Here is a 26318-nt window from a genome sequence, read left to right on the forward strand (position 1 = left end):
TCTCCGGGTTGTGGCTTACGCGCATCCCATGAAACAACCGATCTGCATGAGCAGACAGGCACCCCGTTTCATGTGCCGACACGCGTGCGGATTTTCGATATCGAATACGGTCGTTATCGACCGTTCATACAAGCGTTCAGGGCCTTGCATTGCCGCGAACGCGAGCGGTTTATACCATAGCGGCCCTTCGCAGGCTAGCATCGGCCGTAAATCGGCCGCGATTCATAGACGATTTTAGCAAGGACCGATAACGCATGAGCGTGACCATCAAGACCCCCGAAGAACAGGACAAGATGCGCGAGGCCGGCCGTCTGGCCGCGCAGGTTCTGGATATGATCACGCCGCATGTGCAGCCCGGCGTGACGACCGACGAACTCAATACGATCTGTCACGATTACATGGTCGACGAGCTGGGCACCACGCCCGCGCCACTGAACTACCACGGCTTCCCGAAATCGATCTGCACATCGATCAATCACGTCGTTTGCCACGGCATCCCGGGCGAAAAGGCGCTCAAGAAAGGCGACGCGGTCAATATTGATGTCACCCTGATCAAGGACGGCTATCACGGCGACAGCTCGCGTATGTATTTCGCTGGCGAACCCTCGATCAAGGCCCGCCGCCTGTCGGATATCGCCGAAGCCGCGCTCTACAAGGGCATCGAGGTGGTGCGCCCGGGCGCGACCCTGGGCGATATCGGCGCGACGATTCAGGCCTTCGTGGAATCCAAACGCGCTTCGGTCGTGCGCGAGTACTGCGGCCACGGCATCGGTCTGGGTTTTCATGAAGAGCCACAGGTGCTGCACTACGGCAAGGCCGGCCAGGGCCTGCGCCTGGAAGCCGGCATGACGTTCACCATCGAGCCCATGGTCAACGCCGGCAAGCGGCACGTAAAAGTACTGCCCGACGGCTGGACCGTGGTCACCAAGGATCATTCGCTGTCGGCCCAGTGGGAACACACCGTGCTGGTGACCGAAGATGGCGTGGAAATCCTCACCCCCAGCCAGCTGAGCGCCTAGATGGCTCAAACCGTCGAGACCCGCCGCCGCGCCCAGGCCGAACTCGGCGACTGGGACGATTTCATTGCCCGCGCGGGCAACGCCGAAGGTGCGTCGATCGCGCAGGCGCGCGAATATCTCGATACCGGGCGCGAACGTATCGAACGCGCGTTTCGGGCCGGCGCGCATGTCGATGTGCTCGTGGGCGCGCGTAGCGAACTGGTCGATGCCGTGCTCACCAATGCCTGGCAGGCCCTGGCTGACTCATCCGATGCCTGCCTGGTGGCGGTCGGCGGCTACGGGCGCGGCGAACTGCTGCCGCATTCGGATATCGACCTGCTCATACTCTATCGCCAGGGCACGCTCGATACGGTCGGCCCGGCGCTAGAGCGCTTTTTGACCCATCTATGGGATATCGGTCTGGAAGTCGGCCATAGCGTGCGCTCTCCGGCCGAGTGTGCCGAACAGGCCGCAGGCGATATCACCATCATGACCAACCTCATGGAGTCGCGTGCGCTAGCCGGCGACGCGGCCCTGTTCGCCGCCATGCGCGCAGCGACCTCGGTCGAACACATCTGGCCCTCGGCCGAGTTCTTCAAGGCCAAGATCGAGGAACAGCAGGCGCGCCATGCCCGCTACGACGAAACCGCCTACAAGCTCGAACCCAATACCAAGGAATCGCCCGGCGGGCTGCGCGATATCCAGACCATCGCCTGGGTGGCCAAACGTCAGTTCGCCGCCCAGACGCTGGACGGGCTGGTCGACTACGGCTTCCTGAGCGACCGCGAGTTCACTGAGCTCAAACGGGGTCAGGCCTTTCTCTGGCGCGTACGCTTTGCTCTGCACACGCTCACGGACCGACCGGAAGACCGACTGCTGTTCGATCACCAGATCCAGATCGCCAAACTGCTGGGCTACGAGGACGAGGAAAACAACCTTGCCGTCGAACAGTTCATGCAGAAATATTACCGTAATATCAAAGCGCTAACCGCGCTTAACGATATTCTGCTGCAACTTTTTTCCGAAGCGATTCTTCATTTCGGCGACGACGAACGCGCGCGCCCGATCAACGAACGGTTCCAGTCACGCCACGGTTTCATTGAAGTTACCGCCGACGATGTCTTCGTCAAGCACCCCAGCGCACTGCTCGAGATCTTCTATCTCATGCAGACGCGTCCGCGCTTGACCGGCATTCGTGCGCATACCCTGCGCCTGATGCGTCGCGATCGCCACCTCATCGATAAAAACTTCCGCAATTCAATCCATTGCCGGCGACTTTTTACCGAGATACTACGCCAGCGCGGCGGAGTGACCCGGGCACTCAGGCGGATGAACCGCTACGGCATACTGGGCCGCTACCTGCCGAACTTCGGCAAGATCATCGGGCGCATGCAGTACGACCTGTTTCATACGCTCACGGTCGACGAACACACCCTGTTCGTCATTCGCAATCTGCGCCGGCTGGTACTGCCCCGCTTCCAGCACGAACTGCCCTTTGCAAGCGAACTCATGCAGTCGCTCAACAAACCGCAGATCCTCTATATCGCCGGGCTCATGCACGATATCGCCAAGGGCCGCGGCGGCGACCATTCCGAACTGGGCGCAGTCGACGCCCGCAAATTCTGCGTGGACCACGGTATTTCGTCGGACGATACCGAGCTGGTGTGCTGGCTCGTACGCCAGCACCTGCTGATGTCGATGACCGCACAACGACGCGATATCAACGATGTACAGGTGGTTAATGAGTTCGCACGTGAAGTCGGCAACCGGGAACGACTGGATCGGCTGTTCCTGCTGACGGTTTGCGATATCCGTGCCACGAACCCGAATCTGTGGAACTCCTGGAAGGAAAGCCTGCTCGTCGATCTGTATACCAGCACACGGCGTGCGCTCGAACGCGGCCTGGACGATCCACTCGACGAAGCCGAGCTGATTGCCGAAACCCGTAGTGCAGCCGCTGCCATGCTGACCCGATCCCGGGTAAATACACCGCGATTCAAGGAAGTATGGTCACGTTTTGAACCGGATTATTTCCTCCGGCACAGCCCCGAAGAAATCGCCCGACAGACACGTGCGATCGTCACCCACGACGGTGACGGCCCGCTGGTCACTGTCGCCGAGATCTCCGATCAGGGCAGCACCCTGTTCGTCTACAGCCGTGATCGCAACTATCTGTTCGGCGTGGCCACCGGCGTACTGGCCCAGCTAGGGTTATCGATTCTGGATGCGCGTATCAACACCACGCGTGACGACTACACGCTCGACACCTACGTAATCTGCGAAAGCGACGGCCAGCCCATCACCGATGCCTATCGCCGACGGGAAATCGAGGACACCCTGCGCGCGGCGATTGCCAATCCCGAGGTCGAGAGCATTGACGTCACCCGGCGCGCGTCGCGGCGTGCCCGTTATTTCAATGTGCCCACCCAGATCTATTTCAGCGAGACACCCGAGCGTGCCTGTACCGTCATGGAGGTGGTCACCGCCGACCGGCCCGGCCTGTTGTCGCTGATCGGCGATACCTTCTACCGCTTCGGCATTCTGCTGGAGACCGCCAAGATCGCGACCATCGGCGAACGGGCCGAAGACGTGTTCTTTATTACCGACCGCGACCACGCGCCCCTACGGGATCGCGAAACCCGATCGCGGCTACGACAGACCCTGACCAACGAACTCGACAAGAACGGCCCATGAACCCACGTCTCGATGCGCTGCAGCCGTATCCATTCGAGCGCCTGTCGGCGCTGTTGCGCGATACGCAGCCGAACACGGCCCAGCCACCCATTTCCCTGGCGATCGGCGAGCCTCAGCACCCACCGGCGGAAGTAGCCCGCGTCGCACTACTCGGCGCCCTCGACGGCATCGCCCACTATCCGCCAACCCAGGGCAGCGAAGCGTTGCGTGCGGCCATCGGCGACTGGTTGGCATGGCGCTTTAATATCGCACGCCAGGCGGTTGATGATAAACGTCATATCCTGCCCGCAGCGGGCACGCGCGAAGCGCTGTTTTCGTTCGCCCAAGCGGTAATCGACCCATCTAGAGCGGGCGCGGCGGTCGCCATGCCCAACCCGGGCTACCAGATCTATGAAGGCGCGGCGCTGCTGGCCGGGGCCGAGCCGTTGTATCTGCCCTGCCTGCCGGACACCGATTTCCTGGCCGATCTCGACGCGCTGAGCGCGGCCGCCTGGGATCGTGTTCAGCTGCTCTATCTATGTTCGCCCGGTAATCCAACCGGCGCGGTGGCCGATCGCGCCTATCTCGAACGTGCGCTCGAACTGGCCGACCGGCACGATTTCATCATTGCCTCGGACGAGTGCTACAGCGAAATCTATGCCGACGAAGACGCGCCGCCGCCGGGCTTGCTGGATATCGCCCATGCCGGCGGTCGCGACGATTTCTCACGCTGCGTGGTATTTCACAGTCTGTCGAAACGATCCAATCTGCCCGGCCTTCGCTCCGGCTTCGTCGCCGGCGACGGCCGCGTGCTGACCCAGTATCTGCGCTATCGCACCTACCACGGCGCGACCCTGGGTGCGCACGTACAGGCGGCCAGCATCGCGGCCTGGCGCGACGAAACCCATGTGCGGGCCAATCGCGATCGCTATCGCGAGAAATACGCGGCGGTCATGCCGCTGCTCGAACCGTTATGCGAGGTCAGCCGTCCGCCCGGTTCGTTCTATCTATGGCCGGCCTTCGATACCAGCGACGAAGCCTTGACCGTGGCCGCCCTGCGCGACGAAAACCTGCGCGTGGTGCCGGGCCGCTATCTCGCCCGCGCCGCGGGCGGCGTCAACCCGGGCGAGAACCGCTTGCGCCTGTCCTTGGTGGCATCCACGGCCGATTGTGTCGAAGCGGCCACGCGGCTGGGCCGCGTGTGTGCCGCCGCCACGACCTAACGGCCGTCGTCGAAACGATTGATCCGGTGCGCCGACGCGCGCCCGGATCGCGCAGCCGCGAGGCTACACCGCTTCGACAGCCCGCGGGCTACGACCCGGCCGGTTGAATACGTTAAACTCTCGCGCCTTCAATACGAACCCAACCGCGCGTCCAGCGAGCGCGCTGCAAGGAGACGCCATGGCCGACACCCAGCAGATCATCGAACAGGCTTTCGAAAACCGCGCCGATATCTCGCCTGACAATGCCGATGCGAGCGTGCGCGACGCGGTACAGAGCGCGCTGGACCTGCTCGATTCCGGCAAGGCACGGGTAGCCGAACCCACCGCTGAGGGCTGGGTTGTCAACGAATGGCTCAAGAAGGCGGTGCTGCTGTCGTTCCGGCTGCGCGACAACACGCCGATCGACGGTGCGCATACGCGCTACTTCGACAAGGTGCCTTCGAAGTATGCCCAGTACGACGCCGACGATTTTCAGAAACAGGGCGCACGTATCGTGCCGCCGGCCATGGTGCGTCGTGGTGCGCATATCGCGCCCAATGCCGTGATCATGCCCAGCTACGTCAACATCGGCGCCTATGTTGGCAGCGGCGCGATGATCGACACCTGGGCCACGGTCGGCTCCTGTGCGCAGGTCGGAGAGAACGTGCATCTATCCGGCGGTGCGGGCCTCGGCGGCGTGCTCGAACCCTTGCAGGCCGCGCCCACGATCATCGAGGACAACTGCTTCATCGGCGCCCGCTCCGAGATTGTCGAAGGCGTACGCGTGGGCCGCGGCTCGGTGATTTCCATGGGCGTATTCATTGGCGCCTCGACGCCGATCTACGACCGCGAAGCCGATCAGATCATCCACGGTGAAGTACCGCCCGGTTCGGTCGTCGTCGCCGGCAGCCTGCCGCGCGATAACGGGCGCTACAGCATCAACGCCGCGATCATCGTCAAGAAAGTCGATGAAGGTACGCGTGCGAAAGTCGGTATCAACGAACTGCTGCGCAGCGCCTGATCGGCCATGATCCGGATCTACGGCATCGCCAGCTGTGATACCTGCCGCAAGGCCCGCCAGTGGTTGTCGAGCGCGGACATCGACCACGAATGGATCGATGTGCGCGCCGACGGCGTGGGCCGCGAGCGGCTCGAACAGTGGCGCCAGGCGCTGGGCGATGGCGCGCTGCTCAACAAACGCAGCAAGACCTGGCGTGACTTCGATACGCAACAGCGCGAAGCGGCCGAGGCTGACCCGCTGGCCGTGCTGATCGAACACCCCACCCTGATCAAGCGCCCGATTCTGGAAACGCCGACCGACACACTGGCCGGCTTTTCCGCAGCACGTTATGAAGCCGCACTCGCAGGCGCCGACTGATGGCCGACGAGGCGCTCGATCTCGCCCGTGCGCTGATCGCGCGCGCTTCGGTCACGCCCGACGACGCTGGCTGCCAAAAGCTGATCGGCGAACGGCTGGCCGCGGCCGGTTTTGCCGTCGAGCATCTGCGTTTCGGCGACGTCGATAATCTATGGGCTGTCGCCGGCGACAGTGGACCCTTGCTGTGTTTCGCCGGCCATACCGATGTGGTGCCCCCTGGCCCGCTCGAGGACTGGTCGCACGATCCGTTCGCAGCCACCCTCGACCACGGCTGGCTGATCGGCCGCGGTGCAGCGGATATGAAATCCAGCGTCGCGGCGATGGTCTGTGCCGCGGAGCGCTTTCGTGCACGCCAGCCCGAGCACGGCGGGCGGCTGGCGTTTTTGCTGACCAGCGACGAGGAAGGCCCCGCTGTAGATGGCACCCGCGCGGTCATGGATTGGCTCGCCGAACGCGGCGTCGCGATCGATTACTGTCTCGTCGGCGAACCGTCGTCGACCGACACGCTCGGCGATACGGTCAAGAACGGCCGCCGCGGCAGTCTCAATGGGCATGCCCGAATCAGAGGCCGCCAGGGTCATGTAGCCTATCCGCACAAGGCGGATAACGCTCTGCATCGTTTGTTGGCGCTGCTGGCGGACCTGGCCGCCCACCACTGGGACGATGGCGACGAGTTCTTTCCGCCGACCTCGTTTCAGGTTTCCAATCTACAAGCGGGAACCGGCGCGGAAAACGTCATTCCCGGTATCGCCGAGGCACGCTTCAACTGGCGCTTCAATCCCAAACAGGATGAAGCCAGCATCCGCCGTCAGGTCGAACAGCGCTGCGTGGCCCACGGTATTCCGGCCGAAGCGATCGCATGGCGGCTGTCCGGCGCGCCGTTCATCACCCGCGAGGGCGCACTCATTGACGCCACGCGTGCCGCGATTCGCGAGCACGCCGGGCTCGATACCGTACTTTCCACCGCGGGTGGAACATCGGACGGCCGCTTCATTGCCCCAACAGGCGCCCAGGTCCTGGAACTCGGCCCGCTCAACGACACCATTCATCAGGCCGACGAAAAGATCGCCGCCGCCGATGTGGCCCGTCTGAGCGCCATCTACGAAGACATCGTCGCCCGACTTCTGAACTAGCGCGGCGCATCAACCCCCTGGCGCTGTTCAAAAGGCTGCCCCAGTCGCGTGATCTGTCGTTCCCGCCCTCAAGCAGGCAGGCTGTCCGCTAATGAACGCGAAGACACGCACATAAGACAATCATCCGCAGATCAACACGGATCTGGACAGGCTGTCGGGCGGCACCGGGTTTGCGAGGTACCGGCGCTGGCAATTTCAATCTGTGCGAATCTGCGTCGATCTGCGGATGGCTTTGAAAACGCGGGCCGTGGCGTGAAACCGAGCGCGCCGGGCCGGCGCCGCCAGAGCGATGCGTTCATTCGTAGACATGCGATCGGAGCGGCCGCAGACAGCGGGCTGTCATGCGCAGTCGAAAAAGCACCGTCGCGACCGGCGAACGCCCTAATCCACCCGATTGGCCACGACCCGGGCACGAAAGGCGTCGCGGCGCTTGCCCAGCCATTCGTCGAGTTTCTGATCGGCATGGTGATAGGCACGGAACACGATCTCGTCGAGTTCGTCCCAATCGAACATGCTGATGCCGCCAACCGGCATATGCAGCACCAGATCGGCCCGGGCATCGATATCGCGGCTTTCGCGTTCGCTGGTGAGTGTGGCGGTATGGAACAGAATCTTGAACATGTTCAAATGCCGCGCGCTCGATCCCAGCGACAGCAGTGACGCGGTTTCTGCATCTTCCGCCATTTCCACGCGTAGATCGGTCGCCCGGCTGACATCGGAGACGATCACTTGCCCGCGCCCCATCGCCGCCATGACGTCGAACGGGATGGCATTGAGCAGCCCGCCATCCACGAGCAGATCGCCGCGATGAACCAACGGCGGCGCGATGCCGGGTACGGCCATGCTCGCACCCACCCAGGTGGCCAGTTCGCCTTGGTCGTGCACCACCGGCACGCCCCGGGTGAGATTGGTGCTCAGACAGTAGAACGGCAGGTCCAGATCTTCGATATGACGCTCGCCGAACAGGGTCTTGAGCTGGCGGCGAAACTTCTCCGCGCTGATCAACGAAATCCGCGATAACGAATAGTCGTTGAGAAAACGCCCGGTGACGAAGGTTTCTCGCATGCGTGCCAACATTTGCTGAGCATCCATGCCCATGGCCACCATCGCCGCGACCATCGCGCCCATGCTGGTGCCGCCCACGGCATCGATGGGGATGCCTTTTTCCTGCATCGCACGAATCAGACCGATATGCGCGAATCCGCGCGCCCCGCCGCCGCCCAGCACCAGACACACCGCGCGTCCGGAAATCATGCGCGCCAGTCGGCCCATTTCCGGCCCCGGCAGCGCCTTGGCGACCCGATGCTGGGCGATGGCACCCGCCATATCGCGCCAGGCACGCGCTGAATAACCGCCGCGCTCGGGTACCAGCACCACCATCTCCTGGGGCGCGCGCAGGGCCTGCTCGCGTATCCAGACCAGATTGCGCGATGCGAACGGCCGCTGGTCGCCGTGGGCGATCAGAATCACCCGGTCGGCCTGGCGCAGACAGCGGCGTGTCCAGGCATCGGGCTCGGTGCTGGCTTCGTAGACGATATAGCGGTAGCGATCCTCGAGTTGCGTCAGCCAGGCTGACACACTGCGGTTGCGTTCACCGATACCGAAATCCACGGTCGCGGCCCCGTCGCCCAGGGCTGCGTCGACGCGCGTGGCATCCAGGCGCAGGGTGGACGCGGCCTGGCCCAGCTCGCAGCTCAACGCACGCGAAAACGCGGCCACGTCGATGCCCGGATGCACCGGCACGACGGCATACGTGCGCGCGCTACGTACGCTTTCACGCTGGGGTGCGGGCTTGACCGCACGCAGGCGTTCGACGATCTGGCGGGTGACCCGCAGCATGGCCTTCGGGTAGCGCTCGACCAGACTTTCGAACACCTCGCGGGAGACACGGATCAGCGCGGTATCACGCAAGGCGAACGCATCGGAGGAATGCGGCTCGGCCGTGATCAGGGTGATCTCACCCACGGTTTCGCCGGCGCTGCTTTCCCCCAGCAACAGGGGCGCACTGCCGGCTTCGGGCTGAACGACACGGATACGCCCGGATACCACCAGATAGAGCGCATCGCTGCTTTCGCCCACGCGAAACAAATACTGCCCGCCGCCGAGTTCGAGCCACTCCGCGCTGGCCGCCACCGAACGCAACGCCCGCCGGTCCAGTTCCCGGAACAGACTGCTCGCTTTGAGTGCAGAAACAATATCCATGAAGTGCGTATTGGTGCGCAGCGCATAAAAAAGCCCGGGGCCTGCCCGGGCTTTTCAACCAGCGCCTACATCAGCCGATCAAGCGGCCTGTTCCATATCCGCGCTGTATTCACCCCGCGCGGCCGCGCCGTTGTTACGGGCCCGCTTGAGGTAGGCCTGCTGGGCAGCCGGGATATTGTCGTCCTTGCCGCCCCAGGCCGCCAGCGCCGGCGCCTGCAACGCACGGCCATAGGAAAAGCTCAGCTTCCACGGATGCGGGCCCTTGCGGTTCATCGCATCCAGATGGGCCGTGGCCAGCTCGTCGCTCTGGCCGCCCGACAGGAAGACGATACCCGGCACGGCCGCGGGCACGCGGCGCTTGAGGCAACGCAGCGTCGCTTCGGCGACCTGCTCCACCCCGGCCTGCTGCGGGCACTGCTTGCCGGCGATGACCATGTTGGGCTTGAGCAGCATGCCCTCGAGCATGACGTTCTGGGCCTTGAGCTCGGCGAACACGGCATCGAGCACACGGTCGGTGACTTCTTCGCAGCGCTCGATGGAGTTGGCGCCGTCCATGAGCACTTCCGGCTCCACGATCGGCACGATGCCGGCTTCCTGGCACAGGGCGGCATAGCGCGCCAACGCGTGCGCATTGACATGCACGCAGTAGTCGCTCGGGCGGTGATCGGCGATATCGATCACGCCGCGCCATTTGGCGAAACGCGCACCCGCCTTGGCATAGTCGGCCAGGCGTTCACGCAGACCGTCCAGACCTTCGGTGACTTTTTCTTCCGGGCTACCAGCCAGCGGCTTGGCGCCCTTGTCAACCTTGATACCCGGAATCACGCCCTGATCGGCCAGCAGTTTCGGAAACGGCGTGCCGTCGTCGGCCTTCTGGAACAGCGTTTCCTCGAACAGAATCACGCCGCTGATGTACTCCTGCGCGCCTTCCGTGGTGAACAGCAGATTGCGATACGTCTGTCGCGTCTGTTCGGTCGACTCGACGCCGATGCTGTCGAGACGCTTTTTAATGGTGCCGGTCGATTCGTCGGCGGCGAGAATCCCCTTGCCATCGACAACGAGCGCATTCGCCGTATCGATAAGTGCTTGTTCGTGCATGCGCGAGTCCTTGTTTGGGCCAATTTTTCGGAATTTTACCGCAAATCGCGGCCGATGGAGAAACCCGTTCGCACCGCCGGCCGGCAGCCCCGAAAACGCCCAAGGGCGGGCGCGGCGGCAATGGCGGAGAGGGTGGGATTCGAACCCACGAGGGGCGTGAACCCCTGCCGGTTTTCAAGACCGGTGCATTCAACCGCTCTGCCACCTCTCCGGCGTGCTCGGCGCAGCGCATTGTCCGAGACACGCCCTGCCCAGCGCAAGCCCGGCATCGAAAACTGCATGGGACACGCAATGGCATCGCTTTTGCTTTAACCGCTTTCGGGGGATGCCGGCACGACCGTATGCACCGCTTTGGCACACGTTTTCCGACGCCCGCCATGTGCTCGAGTACGAGTGCATCCATTCACTTTTTTGGGGACATCATGAAATCAAGGCTCACAGTCAGCCTGCTGTTACTGGCAGCGCTATTGTCTGGGTGTAACGATTCCGACAGCGACGACAATGTCGGTGTAAATGACGGCGACACGTCAACGCCGACGGAACCGACAACCTTCAATTTCGTCGAGGGCACGATCGCACAGGCCCATGCGGCGATGCGCGCGGGTACGCTAACCTGCGAAGCGCTCGTACAAGGCTATATCGATCGCATCGAAGCCTACGACGACACCGGCCCGACGCTGCACGCCGTTATCAATCTCAACCCGCGTGCCCTCGACCGCGCCCGCACACTCGATCGCAACTATGCAGTCGAGGGCCCGAGCGGGCCACTGCACTGCGTGCCGGTGCTTCTCAAGGACAATTTCGATACCGCCGAAGTCACCACCACGGCCGGCGGCACGGCGTTGCAATATAACCGCACGCCCGACGACGCATTCTCGGTAGCAGGGATCGTCGACGCCGGTGGCATCGTGCTCGGCAAGGCCAATCTCGATGAATTCGCGTTCGGCTTCCAGGGCAGCAGCTCGATCGAGGGGCAGGTCAAAAATGCTTACGATCAGAGCAAAGGCCCGGGTGGTTCGTCCTCCGGAACGGGCGCTGCCATTGCCGCAAGCTTCGCAATGACCGGTACCGGCAGCGATACCGGTGGTTCGGTTCGTGTGCCTTCCAGTCTGGAAGGTCTGGTCGGCATTCGACCGAGCCTGCGCCTTGTCAGCCAGGATGGCATCGTGCCGCTGGCGGCGTCTCAGGATACCGGCGGGCCGATGTGCCGTACCGTCGAAGACTGCGCCCTCATGCTCGACGCGATGGTCGGTTTCGACGACGGCCCCTATGCGAATCAGCGCGCGGCGTTTGCTTATGATTCCGCGGCCATCGAAACTGTCGACGAGTACGAAGCCATCACCAACGTGCCAGCCACCTATACGGATTACCTGAACGCGGATGGTCTTCAGGGTGCCCGTATCGCGGCCCTGCAGCCGCTGTTCGGCAACGGCAACGGCGAAAACGCCCAGGTTCAAACCAGGCTCATGGAAGCCATCGAAGCCATGCGCGCTGCCGGCGCCACGGTGGACATACTCAGTGAAGACGACCTGGCCGAGCGCAACGTCTCGCTCGATGCCCTGACCGACTTTGCCAGCAATTCGCGCTTCGAGTTCCGGAACGACCTCACCAGTTACCTGATGAGTTGGCCCTCAAATCTGGACGGACACCTGCGCAGTTTCGATGCGGTAGAAACCAACGGCGGCTATGAAGCACGAAACACCGGCACCTTTGCCTTCTACGGTGCGATCGGACGGGCGATCGAGGACGAAAGCGATACCAGCGACGAGGCGGTCGGTTATCGTCAGGCCTACGAGCGCAACCTCGAAGAACGTCCAACGATCGTGCGTAACGGCCTCATGCGCATCCTCGATAACCGCGACGGCAACGACACGAGCGCCGCTGCCCTGGGCGCGCCGTACGATGCGCTGTTGTATCCGTCGGTGCTCAGCCTGGCGCCCGCGCTGGGTAGTTCGCCGAGTACCGGCAGCAACAATCGCTTGAGCCCGTTCTCGGGCTTTCCAGCACTGAGCATGCCGGCTGGCATGGTGCAGCCGTCAGGTAACGACAGCGCCCCCGCGCTGCCGGTCGGTATGGAGCTTCTGGCTCGCGAATTCGACGAACCCATGCTCATCAAGATCGCCTACGGCTATCAGGAGACGGTTCAGCCGCGCGCCGCGCCCACCTTTACACCGGAGCTCGCAGCCAACGACGACTAAGCTCACACCCGCCTGAAATGCGGCCCGCCCTCGCGGCGGGCCGCACTCGATCGCTTTCGACGCCCGCCGCCTCGACAAGATCGCAAGCAATCATTGTTTGCCGCGGAACGTTTCTCTATAATCCGCGCCTTGCCGAATCTGGAGCCGGGGTAGCTCAGTCGGTAGAGCAACTGATTCGTAATTAGTAGGTCGGAGGTTCGATTCCTCTCCCCGGCACCATCTTTTCAATGGCTTACGAGAGCCGGCCGCGCGCCGGCTTTTTCGTGTCCGGCTGGTGTCCGGGCCCAAACACGGTTTGGCAGCGCTATAAACATTGGCCTTCGTAGACAACTTGCAGCGCCATTTGGCGATATCGCTTGCTGCGAATACTGCGCAATCCACTCACCGATCCGACGCCGCTCGATTGCCGCGTCTTTCCGTACACGCCCGCAGGGCCTGATCTCATGCCGCCCGGGAAAGTTACCCCCAACAACAATTTGATGCACGATACATTTAAGCGTTAGCGTCAAAATCGAGAGACGCGAACGGCCCATTCGCATAAGATCGGGTCATCGTAGGGGGAACCATATGATCGGGTTGGCAGAAATCCACGTGGGTACGCGCTTGGCTGGCGTCGTGCCGGGGGAGACCATCGAGGTTATCCAGGCCAGCCCTATCGGCGCCGACGCCATATCCATCGTTTACAAGAAGGCCAATGGCGCGTTTGCGGAGCAAATGCTGTTCAAGGCCGACGAAGAGCGGCTAGGGGTCGCTACGGCCGGCCGCCCTTGGTCGCTGGATGCGCCTGCCGCAGATTTCAAAATCGCGCTCGAGGCGTTCCGTATCCGAGTTGCCCATCTTTTCGATCCGATGATGGCGGTGCACACGTCGAACGTAGAGCCACTCCCTCATCAGATTTCGGCGGTATATGAGGCAATGTTGCCGCGCCAGCCTCTGCGCTTCGTGTTGGCCGACGACCCGGGCGCCGGCAAGACGATTATGGCCGGGCTCCTGATTCGCGAGCTCATCATGCGCGCCGACGCGCATCGCATCCTGGTCGTCGCTCCCGGCGGCCTCGTGAACCAATGGCAGGACGAGCTCAGCGAAAAATTCGGCCTGCAGTTCGAAATCTTCAGTCGCGAAAAGCAGGAACAGAGCGCCACCGGCAATTACTTCGACGAGCAACCCTACTTGATTGCTCGAATCGACCAGCTGTCGCGTAACGAAGAGCTGCAGCAGAAGCTCCAGCTGACCGAGTGGGACCTGATCATCGTAGATGAGGCCCACAAACTGTCGGCGACATACGGCGGCAACAAGGTCCACAAAACGAAGCGCTTTCTTCTCGGCGAAATGCTCGGCAGCTTATGCCGGCACTTCCTTCTGATGACCGCTACGCCGCATAACGGCAAGGAAGAGGACTTCCAGCTGTTCATGTCCTTGTTGGATGCGGACCGCTTCTACGGTCGATTCCGCGAGGGAGCGCACAAGGTCGACGTATCGGACATGATGCGCCGGCTGGTGAAGGAGGAGCTGCTCAAGTTCGACGGCAAGCCGCTATTTCCGGAACGTCGCGCCTACACGGCGAACTACCGCCTATCGGATCAAGAGGCCGTACTTTACGAACAGGTCACATTGTACGTCCGCAACGAAATGAACCGGGCCGACCGGCTGGACGGCAAACGTAAAGGAACGGTGGGCTTTGCGTTAACCCAATTGCAGCGGCGCCTGGCTTCCAGCCCCGAGGCTATCTATCAATCGCTCAGGCGCCGCCGCAAGCGGCTCGAGGGCCAGCTCGAAGAGCATAAGCTCATTGCTCGTGGTCAAGGTGTACGCGAAACTACTGTCACCTATCAGATCAGTAGGCCATTCGAGCTACCCGACGACCCTGACGAGCTCGACGACGCACTTACTGCAGACGAATATGAGCAGTACGCTGAACAGATCGTCGACCAGGCAACCGCCGCGGCCACAATCCCCGAGCTCGAAGCCGAAATTACGACCCTGAATAACCTCGAACGTCAGGCGAAGGCCGTCGTTGAGTCGGGCAACGACAGGAAGTGGGAAGAACTATCGTCCCTGCTCCAAGACACACCGGAGATGCAAACGCCCTCCGGGCAGCTACGCAAGCTCATTATCTTCAGCGAGCACCGCGATACGCTGAATTACCTGATCGAGCGTATCAAGGGTCTACTGGGCTCACCTGAAGCGGTCGTCACGATCCATGGTGGCGTCAACCGCGACGACCGACGAAAGATACAGGAAGAATTTCGTAATAACCCCAAAGTCGTTGTTCTCGTGGCTACAGACGCCGCGGGGGAAGGCATCAATCTCCAGAATGCCAACCTCATGATCAATTACGATCTGCCATGGAATCCGAATCGACTCGAACAGCGTTTTGGCCGTATCCACCGCATCGGCCAGACCGAAGTCTGCCATCTGTGGAATATGGTCGCTCAGGAAACACGGGAAGGCAGTGTCTTCCAGCGTTTGTTCGAGAAGTTGGAAGTTGAACGCAAGGCCTTGGGTGGCCGCGTCTTCGACATCCTCGGTGAGGCGTTCGAAAATCAGTCGCTCAAGAACCTGCTCATTGATGCAATCCGGTCGGGGGAAAGCCCAGAAGTCAGGGCACGGTTGGATCAGGTCATCGATGGGGCACTCGACACCAAGCACCTCAAGGAAATCCTCAGGCGCAACGCACTCGTCGAGCAGTATATGAGCCGTGAGGAGCTATTCTCGATCAAGGCCGAGATGGACAAGGCGGAGGCGCGTAAATTACAGCCTTACTTCATACGCGCCTTTTTCATCGAGGCATTCGCCCGACTGGGCGGCGATCTACGCGATCGCGAGCCTGGCCGCTACGAGATCAAGCATGTGCCGGCCGAAATTCGCGAGCGCGATCGCGTCATTGGTGAAACACGCGCGCCCGTGCTCAAACGGTATGAACGCATCTGCTTCGAAAAAGAGCGGGTACGGTTAAGACAAAAACCGGCAGCAGACTTGGTGCATCCCGCTCACTCCTTGATGGCGACGGTGACAGACCTTGTGCTCGAAGCACATCGGCCAGCACTGAACCAAGGCACCGTACTGGTCGATCCGAATGACGACACCATCGAGCCACGGTTACTGTTCGTCATCGATCACAGGGTGCGCGAAGCCGCCGGCGACAACCCGCCCACGGCGTCCCGGCAACTTCATTTCGTCACGATCGATAAAGAAGGCCAGGCAACCCATGGTGGCTGGGCGCCCCATCTGGATCTCGAACCGCTAGATCCAGCGGACCAACAAATAGCCGACGCCCTACTCGCGTCCGAATGGCTGAGTCATGGCCTCGAATCCATGGCGTTGGAACACGCATCACAGCAGCTTGTGCCTGCGCACTACGAGGAGGTTAAGGCGCGGCGCGAACGCCAGGCCGACAAGACGCTGGCCGCGGTACAACAGCGCTTGGTCAAGGAAATCAACTATCTTGCGGACCGCGCCATTCGGCTCGACGAAGACGTTAAAGCGGGCAAGCAACCACGCGTGCAGCCGGAGAACTTCAGGCGCCGCGCTGAGGAGTTAACGGCGCGCCTACAGCAGCGTCGACGCGAAATCGAGCAGACCCGGCTTGTGGTTTCCGGAACGCCTGTGGTGGTTGGCTGTGCGCTCGTCCTACCTCAAGGGCTGATCGCGCAACACCACGGCGAACAAAATTTCTCTGCGGATGCAGCCGCGCGCGCTCGTGTTGAAAGACGGGCGATGGAAGCGGTTACGCAGGCAGAGCATCAGCTCGGCCACGAAGTTGTCGACGTTTCGGCGGAAAAGTGCGGGTGGGACGTTACCGCACAGCCGCCCGAGCGGCCGGACGGTACGGTGCCGCTAGTTCGCCATATTGAAGTCAAGGGCCGCGCCAAGGGACAAAAGAGCGTCACGATCACTCGTAACGAGATCATGTACGGCCTCAATCAGGGCGACAAGTTCATCCTTGCAATCGTCCTTGTCGACGGCGACAAAACCGAGGGCCCCTACTACGTTCAGCAACCTTTTCAAAAAGAGCTCGATTTCGGCGTCGCGAGCAGCAATTACGAGCTCGACTATCTGCTCTCCAAAGCGGTGCCGCCCTCCCAAACGGTTCAAGCCGCATAACACATAAAAACGATGAGCTACCAAGCCACCCAAATCGCCAACATCCTCGAGCAGATCAACAAGGAACTATTCATTCCCGGCATCCAGCGACCGTTCGTTTGGCAGCCTGATCAAATCGCGCGCCTGTTCGATTCGCTGATGCGGCGCTACCCGATTGGTTCCTTCCTCCTTTGGCGGCTCGAGCCCGGCAGCCTGGAGGATTGGGATATTTACCGGTTCGTTGACCACTTCTGGCAGGGCGATATCCACAACGATCCAGCAAACCTCGACAGCACAAAACCGGTGACGCTGGTACTTGATGGCCAGCAGCGACTAACGTCGATTCTGATCGGCCTCAAGGGGTCGTACGCCATACGCCAGAAATACCGCCGCAAGAATAATGCTGACGCCTGGACTGCATTCGAACTCTACCTAGACCTCGCGCATGCGCCTGAGCAGGATGACGAAGACGAAGAAGGCAACCCTATCGAAAACAGCTACCGCTTCAAGTTCTTCGAGGAAGCGAAACCGCCAACAAACAAGCAAGACGAACTCTGGTTCGAGGTCGGGATGATCCTCGCAGCCAAAAGCGAAGACGAATGCGATCGCTTGCTTCGCGATTGGGTGGATAACAACTTCACGCTCGACGCAGAACGAAAACAAACGGCTCGCGAAACTCTCGCCCGCCTTTGGACGTTGGTCTGGCGGGACGAAAGCATCGCGTTCTTCACAGAACACAGCCAGTCGTACGACAAGGTCCTAGACATCTTCATCCGTGCCAATGACGGCGGCGTGAAGCTCAGCCGCGGCGATTTGCTGATGTCCGTGATCACGCTGCGCTGGGATCGATTCAGCGCACGCGATGAGATCGAGCAATTGCTGAAGCAGGTGTCCGATATTTCGCAGCCTAAGCGTACGCTACAGCGCGAGTACGTCCTGCGCGCCAGCCTGTTCCTAAGTGACCTGCCGTTCAGCATTCAGGTCAAGAACTTTTCCCCCGCCAATATTCGCCGTATCGAAGCACAGTGGGAACCACTAAAGAGCTGGCTCATCGCGGCAGCAACGTTGGCGGCCGACCAAGGCTTGCGCGGCGACAACCTCGCCAGTATGAACGGCGTTACGTTGATCGCGTATTACCTCCGGGATGTATTCGAGCAGCAGGCGATCAACGATCCGGCGCTGGGACAGGTAGACCCCGCAAACCTTGAGCGCATACGGCAGTGGATGATCGTACTCGGCGCCGGCCGGTACTTCAGTCAGCAAACCAGCAGCAAGTTAAACGCCGCGCGTAGCATTCTGAAGACCGCTACGCGCAAAGACGAGACCTTCCCGATAATCCCGCTTATGGAGGTGTTCGGCTTCAATGCGCGTGAGGCGGTATTCGGCGGCTGGGTCGATACTTTCTGCGCTGGGTTCCAGAGCGACAAGCACAGCGAATTGCTCGTTTCACTGCTATACGGCGGGCACCTGCCCAACCTCGGCCGCCGCCCCGTGAATCTAGTGCAGCCGCGCTTCTTCATGGACGACGAACTACGACATGCCGGCGTCCCAGAAGCGCAACGACAGCTCTTGCAAGGATTCGCCGATCGCCAAGTGCTGGCTGTGGCACTTACCAAAGAACAGCTACAGGACTACTACCTGTATCCGTTTGAGGAATGGCTAGCGCGCGTACCCGATAGCTTCTTCGTAGAACACACACTGCCAGCTGATCGTGATCTATACCGGCTGGAACGCCTTCCGGAGCTTGTGCAGGCTCGCCGGGTCATGCTGGACGCACATTTTCGGCAGCTGTTCCTTGATCAACCTTCCGCCGTGCTGCCGGATAACGTGCGCGCAGGAAGGGAATTCACCGAAACCGACCAGGCGGCGGTTTGACACAGGTATCGCGTCACCGTTGTGCTTCGCCGGAAGAAGGCCCGGCGCCGGTGGCAAACGGTACCCTAGAAATAGAGACGCCTCCGCGAGGGAGGCGTCGGGCCGGAGATGCTATCTCCGGTGGGGTTAATGCGGGGAAATATAGTGCCGAACCCGCGCCCAGTCAAGCCATTTCCGCAGCTCCGGCGCTAACGTTTTGAACCGCGTCATCAGCTATATCGACGGCTTCAACCTGTACTTCGGCCTTCGCGCGAAAGGCTGGCGTAAATACTACTGGCTAGACCTGGCCGGCATGTCCCGGGCGGTAATGAAGCCGCAACAAGCACTAGCGCACTGCCACTATTTCACCGCCCGGATACGCGCAGGCGGGAAAAGCCAGAACGCTAAGCGACAGACAATCTGGCTCGACGCGCTAGCGACGCGTGACGATATCACCTGCCACTTCGGCCATTATCTGCCCAAAGAACAGACCTGCAAGAGCTGCGGGGCTAAATGGACCCACCACGAAGAAAAGATGACCGACGTGAATATCGCGTCGCAGCTATTGGTAGATGCTTACGAGGATCGTTACGATACCGCGCTCGTCGTTTCCGGCGATAGCGACCTGACGACGCCGATCAAGATGGTGCGACAGCGGTTTCCACATAAGCGGCTAATCGTCGCGTTCCCGCCCAAGCGACGCTCTGACCAGCTACGCAAGGCAGCCCATGGTCATATCGTCATCGGCGACGACAGCCTGCGCCAGAATCTGCTACCCGACCGAATTACTACGGCGACCGGCTATGTGCTCGAACGGCCGGCGCGTTGGTACTAGATCTTATGTCCACGATTAAATCACCAAAGAAGCTCATCGAAGTCGCGCTGCCGCTCGACGACATCAACGCCGCCGCAGCGCGCGAAAAGTCGATCCGGCACGGCCATCCTTCGACCTTGCATCTATGGTGGGCGCGCCGACCGCTCGCGGCCGCACGCGCGGTTCTGTTCGCCCAAATGGTCAACGATCCCGGCGGCGAGCGCGGCTGGTTCACCGGTAAGTCCAAGGCGCAGGCCGACGCCGAGCGCGAAAAACTGTTCGACATCATCCGCGACCTCGTCAAATGGGAGAACACGAACAACGAGGCCGTGCTGGAACGCGCCCGTGCAGAAATCCGCAAGAGCTGGCGCGAAACCTGTGAAATGAATAAGGGTAAAGCCGGCTTCGATCCGGAGAAATTACCGGCATTCCATGACCCATTCGCCGGCGGTGGCGCCATTCCGCTGGAAGCACAGCGCCTCGGGCTCGAAGCCCATGCGTCGGACCTTAACCCCGTCGCAGTGCTGATCAACAAGGCGATGATTGAGATTCCGCCGAAATTTGCAGGCCGACCTCCTGTTGGCCCAACCCCGACAGGCGAAAAGCAAACACAGATGCACGAGGATTGGTCAGGCGCACGTGGCTTAGCTGAGGACGTGCGTCGCTATGGCCACTGGATGCGCGAGGAAGCTGAAAAAAGAATTGGCCATCTTTACCCAAAGGTCGAGATTACTGCTGACATCATTGCAGAGCGTCCGGATTTAGAACCGCTACTAGGTCAAAGAAAGACCGTCATAGCATGGATTTGGGCGCGAACCGTGAAGAGCCCAAATCCTGCCTTCTCAGAATCGTACGTCCCACTTGCTTCCAGCTTCGTCTTATCCACGAAAAAGGGCAAGCAGACATGGGCAGAGCCTATTATCGATGGCAAGGACTACCACTTCCGGGTACGTCATGGAGTGCCGCCAGAGCGAGCGAAAAACGGTACGAAGCTCGGACGAGGAGCCAGTTTTCAGTGTATCTTTTCTGGCGCGCCGATCGATAAGAAATACGTACGTAAGCAATTCCGAGAAAAGAGCGCCGGGCAGCGCCTTATGGCGATCGTAGTTGAAGGCGCTAGAGGACGAATCTATCTTTCGCCCATAGCAAAACACGAAGAAATCGCTATAAAGGCCCAACCGTCCTGGAAGCCCGATGTCGAAATGAACCAAGATTCGAAGGACTTGCTCAGCGGTCGCGGCTATGGGTTCAAGTACTGGTCTGAATTATTCACTTCACGACAGCTCGTTGCACTCACGACCTTTTTCGACCTAGTGGCAGAAACGCGGAATAAGGTCATCGCCGATGCTACCGTTAAGGGTCGCGGCATTGCCCCATGCGCGAGTAAAGAAGCTCAAGCTCGGTTCGCGGAAGCGTATAGTGATGCTATCGCTTTGTTTTTAGCGTTCTCAATTGATAAAGGCGCCAATCTTTGGTCAACAATTACGTCTTGGATGAGTGACCGGGGTGCATTCCGCGAAACATTCGCCAGGCAAGCTATCCCGATGGTTTGGGATTACGCAGAATCCAATCCATTTAGTAATTCTGGCGGCAATATAGCTACTGCGCTCGACAAAATTCGAATGGCGATCGAGTGGTTGCCCGCTAGAGGCGAAGGCGCGGCCCATCAAGAAGATGCTGCGATCGATGGAACGTCGACAAATTGCGTGATAAGCACTGATCCTCCTTACTACGACAACATCAGCTACGCTGACTTGTCGGATTATTTCTATGTATGGCTCAGGCGTGCTCTTCGCGACGTATTTCCCGGGCTTTTTGCAACTATGGCGGTCCCTAAATCAGAGGAGTTGATCGCTGCGGCCTACCGGCATGGGGGCAAACACAAAGCCGAACAATTCTTTCTCGAAGGCATGAAACGGGCGATAACCATCCTTTCTGAAAAAAGTCACCCTGGCTTTCCAGTATCGATTTATTACGCTTTCAAGCAATCCAAGAATGACGGAATAGGCATTTCTAACAGTGGGTGGTCAACGTTTCTGGAAGCAGTCGTCCACGCAGGATTTAGTATCACAGGTACTTGGCCGGTCCGGACGGAAGGAGCTGGACGCATTATCGCCACTGGCCGCAACGCGCTGGCCTCCAGCATCGTTTTGATCTGCCGTAAGCGTGACTTATCCGCTGGGTCAATCACTCGTCGCGACTTCCAACGACAACTTCGGGAGCAAATGCCAGAATCATTAGAGACTATGATTGGCGGCGCCATAGGAAGGTCGCCGATCGCACCTGTCGATTTAGCGCAAGCTGCTATCGGTCCCGGAATGGCCATTTTTTCCAAACATGAAGCCGTGTTGAACCAAGACGGCTCCTACATGGGCGTACATGACGCGTTAATACTTATCAATCGCGCCATCAGCGATTTCCTTACCCCCGATGCCGGCGATTTCGACGCCGATACATTGTTTTGCAACAGCTGGTTCGAGCAGTATGCTTGGAGCGCAGGCTCGTTCGGCGATGCCGACGTACTAGCCCGGGGTAAGGGCACCTCTGTCGATGGCGTAAGGGAATCCGGCGTCGTCGAATCCGGCGGCGGCAAGGTACGTCTGCTTCGTTGGACAGAATACCCCGACAGTTGGGACCCCAGAGCCGACCAGCGTACACCGATCTGGGAAGCGTGCCATCACCTGATCCGCGCACTGAACACGGACGGTGAATCGGCTGCGGGTGCGCTACTCGCTCGCATGCCCGAACGAGGCGATGCGATTCGTCAGCTCGCCTACCACCTGTATACGCTTTGCGAGCGCTCGAAGCGCTCTGAGGACGCTCGTGCCTATAACGAACTCATCACCGCCTGGAACGGTATCGTGACCACGTCGCACGAGACCGGCCATCGTGACGAGCAGTTGGGCATAACGTTTGAATAGGCTCAACCGTCCAACATTTATCGATCAAAGCCCTATACCCGTACTAGATTGAGCACCCATGGCTATTAAACCCTGGCGTGAAATCGCGCGCCCGCGAACCGACGTCCTCAAAGGCAACTTTTCGCAATCCGAGTTTGCTGCCGACTTGTCGCAGGTGGTCAAAGGCGAAGCCTCGCCCGAATACAACGATGCGGCCACGTTTTTCGAGCGCACCTTTATAACGGAAGGTATGCGCCTGTTGTTGACCTCCCTTGTGCAACGACTGGCAGGCGACAATGGCGATCCGGTCATTCAGCTGCAGACAGCATTCGGTGGCGGCAAGACACATACGTTGCTGGCCGTTTATCACCTCGCGACACGCGATGTGTCGACGGATGCCCTGCCCGGCATTCCGCCGCTGCTGGACGCTGCGGACGTTACCGAGCTACCGCGAGCCAGCGTGGCCGTGCTCGATGGCAACCAACATTCGCCGAGCAAGCCGCACGGCTACGACACAACGAGCGTTAATACGCTCTGGGGCGACCTCGCGTATCAGCTCGCCGGCGAACAAGGCTTTGCGCTTATTGAGGATGCGGATAAGGACGGAACGTCGCCGGGCAAGCAAGCACTTTCTGAACTGATTCGCATGGCGGCGCCATGCGTCATCCTCATCGATGAGCTCGTCGCCTATATCCGGCAGTTCGAGCCCGGTCGGAATTACGTCGGCGGCACATTCGACAGTAATTTGTCGTTTGTCCAGGCGCTCACGGAAGCCGTGAAGACGGTACCGAACGCGATACTGCTCGCGTCTCTGCCTGAGTCCGAAGTCGAGGTTGGCGGCGTGCGCGGCCAGCAGGCGCTTGAGGCTCTTGAAAAATATTTCGGCCGCGTCGAATCGGTCTGGAAGCCGGTTGGCTCGGAGGAAGCCTTCGAGATCGTGCGTCGCCGGTTATTCGAGGAAACGGCCGACGAAGAAGCGATCCATGCCGTATGCCGAGCGTATGCAGATTTTTATCGCGAGCACGCCGATCAGCTACCCCCTGAGACACAGGAGCGGCATTACCTCGAACGGCTATACCAGTCCTACCCGGTGCACCCGGAAATCTTCGACCGCTTATATGAGGATTGGTCCACGCTCGGCAAGTTCCAGCGCACGCGCGGCGTGCTGCAGCTTATGGCCGTGGTGATTCATCAGCTTTGGAACACGAATAACCGCGACGTTCTGATCATGCCCGGCTCGTTGCCGCTGGACGATACGAATGTCCGCAACAAGAGCCTCCACTACCTGCCCCAGGGATGGGAAGCAGTGATTGAGGCGGAGGTCGACGGGCCCCGCTCGCAAACAGCGGAGGTCGACGGCCAGGACACCCGGTTCGGCAGTATTCAGGCCGCGCGTAGGGCGGCGCGTACGATCTTCCTGGGCAGCGCGCCTTCGACGTCCGCGCAGGACATCCGGGGCATCAATGTGCATCGCATCCTCCTCGGCTGCCTTGAACCCGGTCAAACACCGGCTGTGTATCTGGACGTATTGCGACGGCTTCGCGATCGCCTCCAATACTTGTTCGCCGAGCAAGATCGTTTTTGGTTCGATACGCGTCCAAACCTGCGGCGTGAAATGGAGGGCCGCAAAGGTGGCTTCTCGGATCTGGAAGATGTTTTTCCCCTCCTTCGCGGGCGCCTGAGTCGATTATTCGGCAAGGGCAACTGTTTCGGCGGTATACACGTATTCACGCCTTCCGCCGACGTCCCGGATGACTATGGCAAGGGACCTCGCCTGGTCGTATTGCCTTACCAGGACGGCTACAGCCGAGCGGAGCCATCCCGGGCGCAGGCAGCCGCCGAGGAAATTCTTCGCAATCGGGGCGACCAACCACGCCAAAAGCAGAATCGCTTGCTATTCCTCGCAGCGGATTATGACGCCGTATCACGACTCAAGGAGCAGGCGCGTACACAGCTTGCATGGAACTCCATCGTCAACGACGTCAACCAGGATCGCATAACGCTCGACAACCGCCAGGCCAAGCAAGCCAAACAACAGCTCGATCGAGCGGACGACGTTCTCAAACAACTCCTTCGCGACGCGTACAAGTGGATTCTCTGCCCAAGCGGGCGATCGAACAGCAAACACGTAGAGTGGGAAGCGGTAACCGTATCCTCTACCGCACCGAACCTGATCGGCGAAATCGAGACCAAAGTGCAGGAAGAAGAGTGGCTCGCTCGTGACTGGTCGCCGTTCCATTTAAAACGCGTGCTGGACGCCTGGTACTTCAAGGACGGTAAGCCTGACGTTTCGGCCGCAAAGGTCTGGCAGGACACCTGCCAATTCCTTTTCCTGCCACGGCTTATCAACGACAGCGTATTTCGGCGTGCGATTGAGGACGGTCTCGCCTCACGCGACTACTTCGGCTTTGCGCGTGGAAAGGAAGGCGACGAATACTACGGATTCGCCTTCGACGAGCCCGCGATCATCCATCTTGACGAAGATTGCCTGTTGATCGAACGGGAGGCTGCAGTTGCCTATGCCACGGCGATCGCCCCCGCACCGGAACCGGCGCTCGCGCCTCAGCCGGGTGGAGGCCCACAGCCAAGCCCAGGTGACGGCGGATCAGACCCTGCTCCCCCACCACCACATTCAGGACCAAGCCCCGCGCAGGCAGCAGCGACGCAGTTCTACGGCTCAGTAGCGCTCGATTCGGTCAAAGCGAAAATGGATTTCGCCACAATTGTCGATGAGGTCATCGAGCAATTCAGCATGGACCCTAATGCTGACGTGACGATATCCGTCGATATCACGGCTCGATCCGACAAGGGTTTTGGCGAAGCCACGCAACGCGCCGTTCGCGAAAACTGCAACACGCTACGATTCTCGACCGCGGAGTTCGAGGGTAACGATTGATATCCCCTTCTACGAACCATGGTGAATAACTAACTAACACGACGTTTGGGCGAATCTTTTCTATGCGGCGCCAGCTTGGCAGATATGCGTCGTTATAACGGCCTCGCGCCCATCGCCGCAAGATCGGTCTAGCGAATCTCTTGATCACGCAGTTCATAGGCACGAGGACAAATAGTCACATGCGCGAAGATGCCGTCCGATGCACAATGTGCCGGTCCGGATGCACTAACGAAGCACTCCATTCATCATTTAGGTTGCAGCAGGGCCTATAATGCTCTTTCGATAATCGGTGGCGCGCTATATGACATCAAAACGCGGCCGCTATGATTCGGTGCTATAGCGCTCCGGCAGCACGTAGGTGCACCGGCACGATAGGCTCCTCGAACGCGATACGACGGTAGCGCCCCGCCCTGAAGTAGATCGCCGGAGCGCCGCCGATCCGTTCCGTAGCCACACAGGAGCGAAGACACAATAAGATCATCCATGGTCATCGGCTCGCCGCGGCCCTGGTCCTACCCCTCGATAAAGAGCTCTGCCGCGCGTGCCGGACCCACAAACATGGATTTTTCGCAAATGCGTGGAAGCGTTCGGGCCTGCCCGTGTACGACTGTCGCCGACGCTATGAGCGCACTGTCCAGGTTCACGGCGGCGGCACAACTACGCCCACGCAAGGTAGCTTGGGTGTTTCGGTAGCCAGTCGTAGCCTATAGCACCCCGCCACGGCCGGCCCTCGTTGCTGGTGCGTTCTTTATGGTTGTAAGGCCTGCGCAAGACAGGACGCGGATGACGAACCGCCCCGTGCAATGGCGCGCTCGGTTAGGCATGGGGCAAATCCGGCATGAGTTACTGTCAAATCTGGTGTATGAGGAAAGGAGCTAGGCGGCTTTCC

General features: G+C 60.3%; 14 protein-coding genes and 2 tRNA genes. 13 read left to right on the forward strand and 3 right to left on the reverse strand.

The window, feature by feature from the left end; all coding sequences use genetic code 11:
* Positions 1-254: 254 nt before the first annotated feature.
* From map to dapE, 6 genes are all read left to right on the forward strand, one after another.
* On the forward strand, positions 255-1019 hold the full coding sequence (gene map, locus T5B8_RS16155; RefSeq protein ID WP_353180400.1) for a type I methionyl aminopeptidase: 765 nt from the start codon (positions 255-257) through the stop codon (positions 1017-1019).
* Positions 1020-3692 (forward strand): [protein-PII] uridylyltransferase, encoded by a 2673-nt coding sequence (gene glnD / locus T5B8_RS16160; RefSeq protein ID WP_353180402.1) that lies wholly within the window; start codon positions 1020-1022, stop codon positions 3690-3692. It begins immediately after the preceding gene.
* Positions 3689-4894 (forward strand): succinyldiaminopimelate transaminase, encoded by a 1206-nt coding sequence (gene dapC, locus T5B8_RS16165; protein ID WP_353180403.1) that lies wholly within the window; start codon positions 3689-3691, stop codon positions 4892-4894. The genes glnD and dapC overlap by 4 nt, the downstream gene beginning before the upstream one ends.
* Before the next feature lie 178 nt (positions 4895-5072).
* Positions 5073-5894 (forward strand): 2,3,4,5-tetrahydropyridine-2,6-dicarboxylate N-succinyltransferase, encoded by an 822-nt coding sequence (gene dapD / locus T5B8_RS16170; protein WP_353180405.1) that lies wholly within the window; start codon positions 5073-5075, stop codon positions 5892-5894.
* Between the two features lie 6 nt (positions 5895-5900).
* Complete coding sequence (locus tag T5B8_RS16175) at positions 5901-6251, forward strand: arsenate reductase family protein (protein ID WP_353180407.1); 351 nt, start codon at positions 5901-5903, stop codon at positions 6249-6251.
* Positions 6251-7384, forward strand: coding sequence for a succinyl-diaminopimelate desuccinylase (dapE, locus tag T5B8_RS16180; protein WP_353180409.1), 1134 nt, complete (start codon positions 6251-6253; stop codon positions 7382-7384). Before T5B8_RS16175 ends, dapE begins: the two co-directional genes overlap by 1 nt.
* Positions 7385-7765: 381 nt before the next feature.
* Here dapE and T5B8_RS16185 read toward each other — a convergent pair whose 3' ends face one another.
* The 3 genes from T5B8_RS16185 to T5B8_RS16195 form a co-directional block, all read right to left on the reverse strand.
* Positions 7766-9586 (reverse strand): patatin-like phospholipase family protein, encoded by a 1821-nt coding sequence (locus T5B8_RS16185; RefSeq protein ID WP_353180410.1) that lies wholly within the window; start codon positions 9584-9586, stop codon positions 7766-7768.
* Between the two features lie 78 nt (positions 9587-9664).
* Entirely contained in the window at positions 9665-10684 is a 1020-nt protein-coding gene (locus T5B8_RS16190; RefSeq protein WP_353180411.1) for a class I fructose-bisphosphate aldolase, read from the reverse strand.
* Positions 10685-10805: 121 nt separating this feature from the next.
* A tRNA-Ser gene (locus T5B8_RS16195) sits at positions 10806-10895 on the reverse strand.
* A 211-nt stretch (positions 10896-11106) separates the two neighbouring features.
* Here T5B8_RS16195 and T5B8_RS16200 point away from each other — a divergent pair.
* From T5B8_RS16200 to T5B8_RS16230, 7 genes are all read left to right on the forward strand, one after another.
* A complete protein-coding gene (locus tag T5B8_RS16200) occupies positions 11107-12882 on the forward strand; it encodes an amidase family protein (protein WP_353180412.1) in 1776 nt (591 codons plus the stop codon).
* Positions 12883-13025: 143 nt separating this feature from the next.
* Positions 13026-13101 (forward strand) — tRNA-Thr (locus T5B8_RS16205).
* 348 nt (positions 13102-13449) lie between these two features.
* A complete protein-coding gene (locus tag T5B8_RS16210; protein ID WP_353180413.1) occupies positions 13450-16986 on the forward strand; it encodes a helicase-related protein in 3537 nt (1178 codons plus the stop codon).
* Between the two features lie 12 nt (positions 16987-16998).
* Positions 16999-18840, forward strand: a complete 1842-nt coding sequence (locus T5B8_RS16215) for a DUF262 domain-containing protein (protein ID WP_353180415.1) — start codon at positions 16999-17001, stop codon at positions 18838-18840.
* 196 nt (positions 18841-19036) lie between these two features.
* A complete protein-coding gene (locus tag T5B8_RS16220; RefSeq protein WP_353180417.1) occupies positions 19037-19654 on the forward strand; it encodes an NYN domain-containing protein in 618 nt (205 codons plus the stop codon).
* Between the two features lie 5 nt (positions 19655-19659).
* Positions 19660-22554 carry a DUF1156 domain-containing protein gene (locus tag T5B8_RS16225; RefSeq protein ID WP_353180419.1) on the forward strand — a complete coding sequence of 965 codons (2895 nt, stop codon included), beginning with the start codon at positions 19660-19662 and terminating at the stop codon, positions 22552-22554.
* A gap of 58 nt (positions 22555-22612) precedes the next feature.
* Positions 22613-25429 carry an ATP-binding protein gene (locus T5B8_RS16230; RefSeq protein WP_353180420.1) on the forward strand — a complete coding sequence of 939 codons (2817 nt, stop codon included), beginning with the start codon at positions 22613-22615 and terminating at the stop codon, positions 25427-25429.
* The last annotated feature ends 889 nt before the right edge of the window (positions 25430-26318 follow it).

Origin of the sequence: Salinisphaera sp. T5B8 (genome assembly GCF_040361255.1) — a bacterium.
In the GTDB taxonomy this organism is placed as follows: domain Bacteria; phylum Pseudomonadota; class Gammaproteobacteria; order Nevskiales; family Salinisphaeraceae; genus Salinisphaera.

Excerpts from the sequence above, each read along its gene's own strand:
- T5B8_RS16210 (WP_353180413.1), top strand. The coding sequence starts at position 13,450 with ATGATCGGGTTGGCAGAAATCCACGTGGGTACGCGCTTGGCTGGCGTC.
- dapE (WP_353180409.1), top strand. The coding sequence starts at position 6,251 with ATGGCCGACGAGGCGCTCGATCTCGCCCGTGCGCTGATCGCGCGCGCT.
- T5B8_RS16200 (WP_353180412.1), top strand. The coding sequence starts at position 11,107 with ATGAAATCAAGGCTCACAGTCAGCCTGCTGTTACTGGCAGCGCTATTG.
- map (WP_353180400.1), top strand. The coding sequence starts at position 255 with ATGAGCGTGACCATCAAGACCCCCGAAGAACAGGACAAGATGCGCGAG.
- T5B8_RS16215 (WP_353180415.1), top strand. The coding sequence starts at position 16,999 with ATGAGCTACCAAGCCACCCAAATCGCCAACATCCTCGAGCAGATCAAC.
- T5B8_RS16230 (WP_353180420.1), top strand. The coding sequence starts at position 22,613 with ATGGCTATTAAACCCTGGCGTGAAATCGCGCGCCCGCGAACCGACGTC.
- T5B8_RS16225 (WP_353180419.1), top strand. The coding sequence starts at position 19,660 with ATGTCCACGATTAAATCACCAAAGAAGCTCATCGAAGTCGCGCTGCCG.
- dapC (WP_353180403.1), top strand. The coding sequence starts at position 3,689 with ATGAACCCACGTCTCGATGCGCTGCAGCCGTATCCATTCGAGCGCCTG.
- T5B8_RS16190 (WP_353180411.1), bottom strand. The coding sequence starts at position 10,684 with ATGCACGAACAAGCACTTATCGATACGGCGAATGCGCTCGTTGTCGAT.
- T5B8_RS16175 (WP_353180407.1), top strand. The coding sequence starts at position 5,901 with ATGATCCGGATCTACGGCATCGCCAGCTGTGATACCTGCCGCAAGGCC.
- dapD (WP_353180405.1), top strand. The coding sequence starts at position 5,073 with ATGGCCGACACCCAGCAGATCATCGAACAGGCTTTCGAAAACCGCGCC.
- T5B8_RS16185 (WP_353180410.1), bottom strand. The coding sequence starts at position 9,586 with ATGGATATTGTTTCTGCACTCAAAGCGAGCAGTCTGTTCCGGGAACTG.
- glnD (WP_353180402.1), top strand. The coding sequence starts at position 1,020 with ATGGCTCAAACCGTCGAGACCCGCCGCCGCGCCCAGGCCGAACTCGGC.